Genomic DNA, 10,338 nt, shown 5'->3' with positions numbered 1-10,338 from the left:
AACTGCCAAATGCAGAATTTACAATCTACAACGAACAAGGGAAAGAAGTAGTAAAAGGGAAAACGGATGAAAAAGGTATAGCGAAATTCAAACTACCGTACGGAAAGTACACGTATAAAGAAACAATAGCGCCAAATGGATATGTAATAAATGAAGAGACATTTGCATTTGAAATAAAAGAGGATGGAGAACTTATTAAACATATTGTAAAAAATAAGAAAGAAGAAAAGGCATCATTTCCTTCTAAGCCAAATAAGCCAACACCGAGTGGAGAAGTGAAACCATCCGCTGATGTGAAGCCAATGCAACAACCTAATACTCATAATGAAGTGCGTTTACCAGCTACTGGCGGCGTTGGCAATGAATTTACGGTTTTATTCGTTTTAGGAATTGGCTTTATTATTGCTGGTGCTTATGTGTTAAGGGTGAAAAATAGAAAAGAAATGTAGAAAAAAAACGCCTTGTAATAGAGGCGTTTTTTTAGTATCTCAATTTCCTCAACAAACTCTTAATTTCCTCATCTTGCATGAAGAGATCCAGATGCTTCTCTGTAATTTTTGCAAGTGCAACGTCGTGATAGAAAAATTCTGTAAAGAACTTTACGAAAGGTTGTGACATTGTTTTCATCGCTTGCCATGACTCTTGCTCTACACCAGCAAATAAAATTTCGCGGTCGTCAACGATGAGCAGCAAGTAGCGTTCTAATGCGTTAGGTTCTTCAGTTGGGATTAGAAAATGCATGTTTTCTAACTCTGTTTCTACTTGCCCAACTATAAGGGACTCGAGTTTGACACCTTGTTTTGCTTTTTCTTCTAATGAAGGAAGATATTCTAAAAGAGTATCATTCCAAGCTGAAATACGAATCGATTCTTTTGCACTTTCGATGAGTTCTTTACTTTGAACTCGAATAGAAGATTGCATTTTTAAGCTCCACACACGGTCATCTGTAAATGATTTTTTCGATATATTTGTTTCTAATTCTTTAATATTTGATTGAAATTCTGTCGTTAATTTTTCAATTGCTAGCTTGAGTGGTAATGCTGTATACAGCTTTTTCTTTTCAGAAACAGAATCCATTACCATGCCTTTATCGATTAGGCGTGCTAGCACTTCATATATTTTTGCTTTTGGAACACCAGAGTGCTTCACAATTGTTGTAGCATCTAGTGGTTCGTTGCTTGATACGACAACTTCATAAGCTTGGCTTTCATACTGTGAGAAACCGAATTTTTGTAACATAGTTCCCTCCGAACGAATGAGATGATATAGATTAAGGATAATGAACTATTTGTTTTTGCACAAGTGGTAGTAGGTTTTCTACTCAAATTGAGATGAGAATTAATTTCAATTTTTTAATTTTATCCATTATACTTAATATAGTGATTAATATGATTATAATACAACGAGAAGGGGATGCATTGGGGAAGATGTTGAGAAGTTTACGTTTAAAAATTGCGGTAGTATTTTCGGTGCTTATTTCTATGATGTTTGTAATATTAGGTACAGCTATGTATCAATTACAGAAAGAGAAGGAAGTGCGCTCCTTAGACCAGTATTCTCAAAATACGATGGATCTTGTGACAGAGCAACTTACGACATTTGTTCAAAGAACGGATGAAGATATGGGATATTATGCGAACAGTGAGATGGTTCGTAATATACTTCAAGACGGAGTTACTCCAGAAGAAGAAGCCTTTTTGACGAAAGAGTTTTCGGAGTACAAAAAGAATCATCCTGGTATTTTAGACTTATATATTGGTACGAAAGATAAAAAAACATTAAGTGCCAATCTTGCTGAAGGTGGACAAGTGCCAGAAGGATATGATCCAACGACAAGACCATGGTATAAAGACTCAGAAGCCGATGTGAAAAAGGTTCACTGGGGCCAACCTATGTACGAAATTGCAACAGGTAAGTTAAGCGTGGGAGTTTCTAAAGCCATTACAGCTCAAGATGGATCTGTATTAGGTGTTGTTGCGATGGATGTATCACTTGGAACAATTCAGAAGTTACTTCATAATATTCAATACAATAATGGCGGAGAAATGTTTATTATAAATGATAAAAGTATGGCTCTTGTTTACCCAGAGAAAATCGGAAAAGATGTTTCGAAAGAGCCACTTGTGAAGAGTTTAAATAAAGAGGTAACAAAATATGCTGTCACTACATTAAAAGGTGAAGATGTAGTTGTTTATAGTCAGTCATTTGATTTGATGAAATGGAAAATAGGAATCTTTTATCCAAAAGAAACGATTGATGGGCTATTGAATAGTACGAGAAATACAGTCCTTATAATGGCATGTATTAGCTTATTAGTTGGAATCGTAGCTTCATACTTGTTCTCAAGAAGATTAGCGAGACCGCTGCAACTATTAAAGAATCACGTTCAAAAAGTAGCAGAAGGTGATTTAACGTTGCAAATGAAAGTGACAAGTAAGGATGAAGTTGGAGAACTGACGAATCATTTTAATCATATGGTTGAGCAAATGAATGAAATGGTAAGTAAAATTAAAAATAGTGTATCAACAGTGCAGCAATCAACGAATAATCTACATTATTTAACGAATGAAACTGTAGCGGCTAGTAGAGAAGTTTCAGGTGCAATGGATGATGTGAGCGGAGGAGCGTCTACTCTTGCTAATAGTGTCGATGAAGTTTCAGAACAGCTCGAGAATATGGCGCAGTCAGTGGAACAAATGAATCACTCCGTTGGTGAAATAAAAGGAGTGGCTGGCAAAGCTGAAGAGGCATCTAAGCAAGGATTAAATACGATGCGTAATTTAGTTCGTACGAGGGGCCAATCATCTTCGATTGTTGTTCATACAGAGGAAGCCTCCGGAAAGTTAGAGCAAAGAGTTGGGTCGATTCAAAATGTTGTAGAGCTTATAAAAGGTATTTCGGATCAAACGAATTTACTTGCTTTAAATGCTTCAATTGAGGCGGCACGTGCAGGTGAACAAGGTAAAGGGTTTGCTGTTGTTGCTGAAGAAGTTCGGAAATTAGCGGAACAATCAAAAGATGCAACAGTAGAAATTGCGACGATGATTGGTGATGTACAAGTAGAGGTAAGACGTGTTGTAGAAGTTGTAAGTGAATTGAAAGATATTGCGGATATACAAAATAAAGTTACGACAGAGGCAGAAACGGAATTCCGCACAATTATGTCAGTTGTAAATACGATTAGTACTTCGGTGGAACAAATTGTAGAAGAGGTACATAACATCGGTTACGAGCAAGGAGAAATTACAGCGGTAATGCATACAATTGCTGGTACGAGTCAAGAAAGCGCAGCTGTTTCGGAAGAGGTAAATGCTGCAACTGAATCTCAAGTGAATCATCTAGAAAAGGTAGCTCATACGATGGAAAGCTTGACGGAGCACATGAGCGACTTAGAAAGATTAGTTGAGCAATTTAAAATAGAGGAATAACAAATTAGTAAAATGATGAGTATTTCGGTAAAATAGACAATGGATATATAAGAAGCAAGTATAGGAGGAAGACTACTATGGCAATTGTTGACGTATCGATTATTCCAGTAGGAACAGGTAATCCAAGTGTTAGTGAATATGTAGCAGAAGTACAAAAGGTGCTAGAGAAAAATGCAGATCGCGTGAAGTATCAATTAACACCAATGAATACAATTATTGAAGGAGATCTTCCTGTCATTCTAGAAGTTATTCAACAAATGCATGAAGTTCCATATACGAAAGGTGCACAGCGTGTTGCGACAACAATTCGTATCGATGATCGTCGTGATAAAGTAAGCACAATGGAGAAGAAATTAAACTCTGTTCGATCAAAATTATAAGAAAAAGCAGCGATCTTCGCTGCTTTTTTCATATAGGAGGTAGATAAAATGAGTGAAAAGTTTAACGAACAATTTGATGGGTTGTTAGAGAAATACACGGAGCTATTACTTGGAGAGAGCAATGATGAGAGAAAAGAACAGGTGCAGAAGTGGGCGCTGTATTCTTACATAGCAAAGACGATGCCAGCTTTAGTGAAGCATTGGAATGAGACTTACCCTGATGCGAAAGAAGAGATGGTACAGTTAATTACAGATATTAAAAGGCTTAATGAAGAGAAGAGAAATGAGCAATAAAAAAACTTGAGATAAATATAATCTCAAGTTTTCTGTATTAATATCCTTATATAATTTACATGGAATATAAAGGGTTTTATAAGCATGTCGAATATTTTCGACATGCTTATTTTGTGCCTAGTAAATTCGTTTTTTCTAAATGTCGAAAAATATTTCCTGCATATTTATAAGCGAAAATATAGGGTTTTAAATGTTTTTATAGTATTTTATAAATTATCTAAATAATTATTTGTATCCAATAATTTTAAACAGTGATATAATTTTGAAGAGGGGTAAAAAACAGATAAATCACAGTCATAGGGGTGAATTACATGGAACAATTAATGCGAAATTCGTTTCTTTTCTTGTCAAAAAATAAAGCGCTAACAAAACTGGCTAAAAAGTACGGTTTACGCTTTGGTGCAGGTCGCTTTGTCGCAGGGGAAACGATTGAATTAGCGACAGCTGCAATTAAAGCATTAAATAAGCAAGGTCTTTGTGTAACAATCGATTATTTAGGTGAATTCGTTGATAACGAAGCGGAAGCAAATGAAATGGCTAGCGAATCGATTGAAGCGATTCGTGCAATTGGAAGAGAAGGTCTTAATTCGCAGCTTTCTTTAAAGATGACTTCTATGGGATTAGATATTTCTGATGAAATCGTAATGAACAATATGCGCCGTATTTTAGAAGCTGGAAAAGAAAATGGTGTGTTTATTACAATTGATATGGAAGACTATACGCGCTGCGGGAAAACAATTGAGATCTTTAAACAATTAAAATCTGAATACGATAATATTGGTACAGTTATTCAAGCCTACCTTTATCGTACAGAAAAAGATATGGAAGAATTAAATGCTTATAGTCCTAATTTACGTCTTGTAAAAGGAGCTTATAAAGAACCTGAAGAGGTGGCGTTCCCGGATAAGAAAGATGTAGATGATAACTATAAAAAAATTATAAAAATGCACTTATTAAATGGAAATTATACTGCAATTGCTTCACATGACGAAGCGATTATTGAATATACGAAAAAACTTGCCGAAGAACACAATATTCCAAGAGACCAATTTGAATTCCAGATGTTATATGGTATTCGTAATGAGCGTCAACTTGAGCTAGTAAAAGAAGGTTACAAAATGCGTGTTTATGTGCCTTATGGAAACGACTGGTATGGCTACTTCATGCGCCGTCTAGCAGAACGTCCAGCAAACGTTGCGTTCGTATTAAAAGGTATGGTTAAAAAATAACCAAGGAGAAAATACTCCTTGGTTATTTTAATTGCTGAAATGCGTAATGTGCCATTTTCTTCGTATCAGGATATAGTTGCGTGCGAGAAGAAGATAATACAACATTAATGACGCGTTTACCGTCTTTTTCATCCACTGTTACGACCGTATATTTTCCGAGTGCTGATAGACCGCTTTTACTTCCAATTGCATATGGATCGTCATATAGTTCTTCTCGTCCATAGTTTGCGATGTTTGGAGAGCGTTCTGAAGTATGTAGAGTTGTACGTGTTGAATTCATATATTCTAAAACAACTGGGTACTTTAATGCCTCTTTCGTAATCATAGCAATGTCGTAAGGTGATACTTTATTTCCGAGTGCATCAGCGCCACTTGCGTTTTTGAAAGTCGCATGTTTTGTACCAAGTTCCTTCGCTCTAGCATTCATCATTTTTACAAATTCATTTTTTGATCCTGCGATATGTTCTGCGATTGATTCGGCTATTGGGTCTGCACTAATGATAAGCATCAGTTTTAATGCCTCATCACGCTTTAACTTTTCCCCAGCACGAAGTTTAATTTTCTTACTTTGACTTTCTGTTTTAATTGCGTTCTCTGTAATCGTAATTTCTTCATCTTCTTTTACATTCTCTAGTAAGAGAAGGGTCGTCATCATTTTGGCTATACTAGCCGGATAAGAGCGTTCGTCTTCTCGTTTTCCATACAAGACTTCACCTGTGTCTGCATCAATTGTAATGGCGTATTTCCCAGTAATGCTAGGTTGATCAGCTCTTACAGCTTGTTGTCTTTGTGCGTAAGAGAAGAAAATCATCCCTGTAAATAGTGTAGCAATCATTACAATCATAACTATTGTTCGTTTCATCATCGTTCCCTCTTTTGTTTTCCATATGTACAAATAAATTGGGCAGAAAAAGCAGCCATTACCCATTATGCCACGTTTTCTGCCCAAAAATATACCGTTATTTTTCGCCCATATTCTGCTTCTTGTATTGTTGGTTATTACCTTGACGGCCCTTGTCCACACCGTGATTATGCGGACCTGCATTTCCAGTTACACTTGCTGCGCTAATTCCAGCTTTTGAAGGGTTCTTCTTAAGTTTTGCCATATATATTCCTCCATTTTCGTCAGATTATAAAAAGGAAAAGTGTATTTGAGTGAAGAAAATACATACATATAGCATGGGCAAATAAAAGAAAAATATTTATTTCAGAAAATTTTATCAATAAATATATTGCGAAAATTCAAACTGTATCATATATTTATTAGTAGAGGCTCACTCATTGATTGCGACTTATGTCGAAAAATTGAATGAGCATTCATTCAAGAATAGGGGGAGAATTGGATGTTCCAAATTAAAAAGGCTGCTGTTCTAGGTTCAGGCGTAATGGGTTCAGGGATTGCGGCACACTTAGCTAATATTGGTATTCCTACATTATTGCTTGATATTGTACCACCTGCGCTAACAAAAGAAGAGGAAGCGAAGGGACTTACATTAGAACATAAAAGTGTGAGAAATCGTTTTAGTAATACGGCTGTGCAAAAACTATTAAAGCAAAAACCAGCTCCTCTGACAGTGAAAGGAAATCTAGCACTGATTGAAGCAGGTAACTTAGAAGATGATCTTGAGCGTCTAGCTGATGTTGATTGGATTATTGAAGTAGTAGTTGAAAACTTAGATATTAAAAAGAAACTATTTGAAAAAGTAGATGCTGTTCGTAAACCGAGTTCTATTGTAAGCTCGAATACGTCAGGCATTTCAGTTGAAAAAATGGCAGAAGGTCGTTCAGACGACTTCCAGAAACACTTCTTAGGGACACACTTTTTTAACCCACCACGATATTTAAAACTTCTAGAGGTAATACCGACGAAAGAAACAGATCCACAAGTATTAAGCTTCATGAAACTATTTGGCGAAGACGTTCTTGGAAAAGGCGTTGTTATCGCAAAAGACACACCAAACTTTATTGGAAACCGTATCGGTACGTACGGTTTATTAGTAACTCTTCAAGAGATGATAAAACGCGGCTATAGTATTGGAGAAGTTGATTCTGTAACAGGCCCACTTATCGGTCGTCCGAAGAGCGCAACGTTCCGTACATTAGATGTTGTCGGTTTAGATACATTCGTACACGTTGCAAATAACGTATATGAAAACGTACAAGAAGAAGAGCGTGATGTATTTAAAGTACCAGCTTTCATGCATGACATGCTTGATAAAAAATGGCTTGGAAGTAAAACAGGTCAAGGCTTCTTCTTAAAACAAGGAAAAGAAATTTTAGAATTGAATCCTGAAACGATGGAGTACGAAGCTCGCAAAAAATTAAAAGCTGCATCTATCGAGTTAAGTAAACAAGAAAAAGGTTTATCAAATAAATTGAAAGCGCTTGTATACGCGAAAGACCGTGCAGGAGAGTTGTTATGGAACATCATTACACCGACTCTTTTATACTCTGCAAAACTTCATAAAGAAATTGCTGACGATATCGTTGCAATTGACCAAGCGATGAAGTGGGGCTTCGGCTGGGAGCAAGGACCATTTGAAGTTTGGGATGCAATTGGCGTTGAAAAGTCTGTTCAAAAGATGGAAGAAAACGGCGCAGTTGTTCCGACTTGGGTGAAAGAAATGGTAGAGAAAGGTTTCACTACTTTCTATAAACATGATAACGGAGAGAGCTACTATTACGATAATGGCGAATATAAGCTAATTGAACGCAATAAAAAGGCAATTTCTCTTAAACAATTAAAAGCGAAAAATGGCGTATTAAAGAAAAATAGCGGAGCGAGCTTAATTGATTTAGGTGACGGCATCCTTTGCTTAGAATTCCATTCGAAGAGCAATGCAATTGGTATGGATATTACGCAAATGATTAACTACGCTGTTGATGAAGTAGAAAAGAATTATAAAGGTCTTGTTATCGGTAACCAATCGAAGAACTTCTGCGTTGGTGCGAACTTAGCAATGATCTTAATGGAAGCACAAGATGACAACTACTTTGAAATTGAGTGGGTTGTGAAGAACTTCCAAGATGCAATGACGAAAATTAAATACTCTTCTAAGCCAGTTGTGGCAGCACCATATGGTATGACGCTTGGTGGAGGTACAGAAGTTTGCTTACCAGCAGCGAGCATTCAAGCTTCTAGCGAAACGTATATGGGCTTAGTAGAAGTTGGTGTTGGCTTAATCCCTGGCGGAGGCGGTAATAAAGAGCTATACATTAAACACTTAAACAAAATGCCAAACGGTGTAGAGTTTGATCTGCAAAAAGTTGCGAATAAAGTATTCGAATCTGTAGCGATGGCGAAAGTTTCTACATCAGCACAAGAAGCTGCATCGAACAACTTCTTAGGCGATAAAGACGGTATTAGTGTGAATGGTGATCACTTACTATATGATGCGAAACAAAAAGCACTTGCTTTATATGAAGCTGGCTATAAAGCGCCGATTCGTAAAAAGATACCAGTTGTTGGTGAAACAGGATATGCAACGCTTGTACTTGGTGCAGAAGCAATGCATTTATCAGGTTACATTTCTGAACATGATCTTCACATTGCGAAGAAACTTGCATATGTCATTGCGGGCGGAAAAGTGCCGTACGGAACAGAAGTTGATGAGCAGTATTTATTAGATGTAGAACGTGAAGCATTTATTAGCTTAGTAAGTGAGATGAAATCACAAGCAAGAATGCAGCACATGCTTGTAAAAGGAAAGCCATTACGTAACTAATAACGAGGGGAGATATCGTTCATGAGAGAAGCTGTCATTGTTGCGGGAGCAAGAACACCAATTGGAAAAGCAAAGAGGGGTTCATTAAAAACAGTTCGTCCTGACGATTTAGGGGCGTTAGTAGTAAAGGAAACGTTAAAGCGTGCGAATTATGAAGGACCAATCGATGATTTAATTTTCGGTTGTGCGATGCCAGAAGCAGAGCAAGGTTTAAACATGGCTCGTAATATCGGCGGATTAGCAGGACTTTCTTACGATGTTCCAGCTATTACGATTAACCGTTACTGTTCTTCAGGTTTACAAAGTATTGCTTACGGAGCAGAGCGTATTATGCTTGGTCACTCGGAAGCGGTATTATCAGGCGGAGCGGAATCAATGAGTTTAGTTCCGATGATGGGACACGTTGTTCGTCCAAATAGTCGCCTTGTAGAAGCAGCTCCAGAATATTATATGGGCATGGGACATACAGCAGAGCAAGTTGCTGTGAAATATGGAATTTCTCGTGAAGAACAAGATGCATTTGCAGTAAGAAGTCATCAACGTGCTGCGAAAGCATTAGCTGCAGGGAACTTTGCTGATGAAACAGTATCTGTAGATGTAACGTTACGAACTGTTGGATCAAATAACAAATTGCAAGAAGAAACAATCATTTTTGCACAAGACGAAGGTGTAAGAGCAGAAACGTCGCTAGACATTTTAGGTAAATTACGTCCAGCATTTAACGTTCGCGGTTCTGTAACAGCTGGTAACTCTTCACAAATGAGTGACGGTGCAGCATCTGTACTATTAATGGATCGTGAAAAAGCAGTGAGTGATGGCATGAAGCCACTTGCGAAATTCCGTTCATTTGCAGTAGCTGGCGTACCACCAGAAGTAATGGGAATCGGCCCAATTGCAGCAATTCCAAAAGCATTAAAATTAGCTGGCTTAGAGCTATCTGATATTGGCCTATTCGAACTAAATGAAGCATTCGCTTCTCAATCAATCCAAGTTATTCGTGAACTTGGTTTAGATGAAGAGAAAGTAAATGTAAACGGCGGTGCAATCGCACTTGGACACCCACTTGGCTGTACAGGAGCAAAACTAACACTATCCCTTATTCACGAAATGAAACGCCGCAACCAACAATTCGGTATCGTAACAATGTGTATCGGCGGCGGAATGGGAGCAGCAGGAGTGTTTGAATTACTATAAAAAGTAGAAGTGGCTCGCTCAGAACAGGAGGGCGTTGGAAGCCCTGACGAAGAGGCACTTTTTTCCTCACAGGAAGGGGTAAAACGAC

Annotated in this window: 10 protein-coding genes; 7 read left to right on the top strand and 3 right to left on the bottom strand. The window is 37.5% G+C overall.

What is annotated here, in order from left to right; genetic code table 11:
* The coding region (locus PDL00_RS28935; protein ID WP_270732963.1) for a SpaA isopeptide-forming pilin-related protein at positions 1-449 on the top strand (449 nt) is incomplete at its 5' end.
* Between the two features lie 31 nt (positions 450-480).
* Here the strand turns inward: PDL00_RS28935 and PDL00_RS28930 are convergent.
* Positions 481-1,239, bottom strand: coding sequence for a TrmB family transcriptional regulator (locus tag PDL00_RS28930; RefSeq protein WP_098870791.1), 759 nt, complete (start codon positions 1,237-1,239; stop codon positions 481-483).
* A 188-nt stretch (positions 1,240-1,427) separates the two neighbouring features.
* Here PDL00_RS28930 and PDL00_RS28925 point away from each other — a divergent pair, with 188 nt between their 5' ends.
* From PDL00_RS28925 to PDL00_RS28910, 4 genes are all read left to right on the top strand, one after another.
* Complete coding sequence (locus PDL00_RS28925) at positions 1,428-3,428, top strand: methyl-accepting chemotaxis protein (RefSeq protein ID WP_270732968.1); 2,001 nt, start codon at positions 1,428-1,430, stop codon at positions 3,426-3,428.
* 77 nt (positions 3,429-3,505) lie between these two features.
* The gene (locus PDL00_RS28920) at positions 3,506-3,808 is read left to right on the top strand and encodes an MTH1187 family thiamine-binding protein (RefSeq protein ID WP_001018860.1); all 303 of its coding nucleotides are present in this window, start codon (positions 3,506-3,508) and stop codon (positions 3,806-3,808) included.
* Between the two features lie 48 nt (positions 3,809-3,856).
* Positions 3,857-4,102, top strand: coding sequence for a YusU family protein (locus tag PDL00_RS28915; protein ID WP_001290586.1), 246 nt, complete (start codon positions 3,857-3,859; stop codon positions 4,100-4,102).
* Positions 4,103-4,413: 311 nt separating this feature from the next.
* Positions 4,414-5,331 (top strand): proline dehydrogenase family protein, encoded by a 918-nt coding sequence (locus PDL00_RS28910; protein ID WP_000436767.1) that lies wholly within the window; start codon positions 4,414-4,416, stop codon positions 5,329-5,331.
* Positions 5,332-5,353: 22 nt separating this feature from the next.
* On the opposite strand, the gene PDL00_RS28905 is transcribed toward PDL00_RS28910, so the two are convergent.
* Entirely contained in the window at positions 5,354-6,193 is an 840-nt protein-coding gene (locus PDL00_RS28905; protein WP_270732959.1) for a D-alanyl-D-alanine carboxypeptidase family protein, read from the bottom strand.
* A gap of 97 nt (positions 6,194-6,290) precedes the next feature.
* Positions 6,291-6,437, bottom strand: a complete 147-nt coding sequence (locus tag PDL00_RS28900) for a YuzL family protein (RefSeq protein ID WP_270732958.1) — start codon at positions 6,435-6,437, stop codon at positions 6,291-6,293.
* A gap of 237 nt (positions 6,438-6,674) precedes the next feature.
* Here PDL00_RS28900 and PDL00_RS28895 point away from each other — a divergent pair, with 237 nt between their 5' ends.
* Both PDL00_RS28895 and PDL00_RS28890 read left to right on the top strand, forming a co-directional pair.
* A complete protein-coding gene (locus PDL00_RS28895; protein WP_270732956.1) occupies positions 6,675-9,056 on the top strand; it encodes a 3-hydroxyacyl-CoA dehydrogenase/enoyl-CoA hydratase family protein in 2,382 nt (793 codons plus the stop codon).
* Positions 9,057-9,077: 21 nt separating this feature from the next.
* Complete coding sequence (locus PDL00_RS28890) at positions 9,078-10,250, top strand: acetyl-CoA C-acetyltransferase (protein WP_001206340.1); 1,173 nt, start codon at positions 9,078-9,080, stop codon at positions 10,248-10,250.
* Positions 10,251-10,338: the final 88 nt, after the last annotated feature.

It is taken from the genome of Bacillus cereus group sp. TH152-1LC, assembly GCF_027710505.1.
Classification (GTDB): Bacteria; Bacillota; Bacilli; order Bacillales; family Bacillaceae_G; genus Bacillus_A; species Bacillus_A mobilis.
The sequence above is the reverse complement of the archived record's forward strand: the minus strand, read 5'-3'. Positions and strand labels throughout refer to the sequence as shown.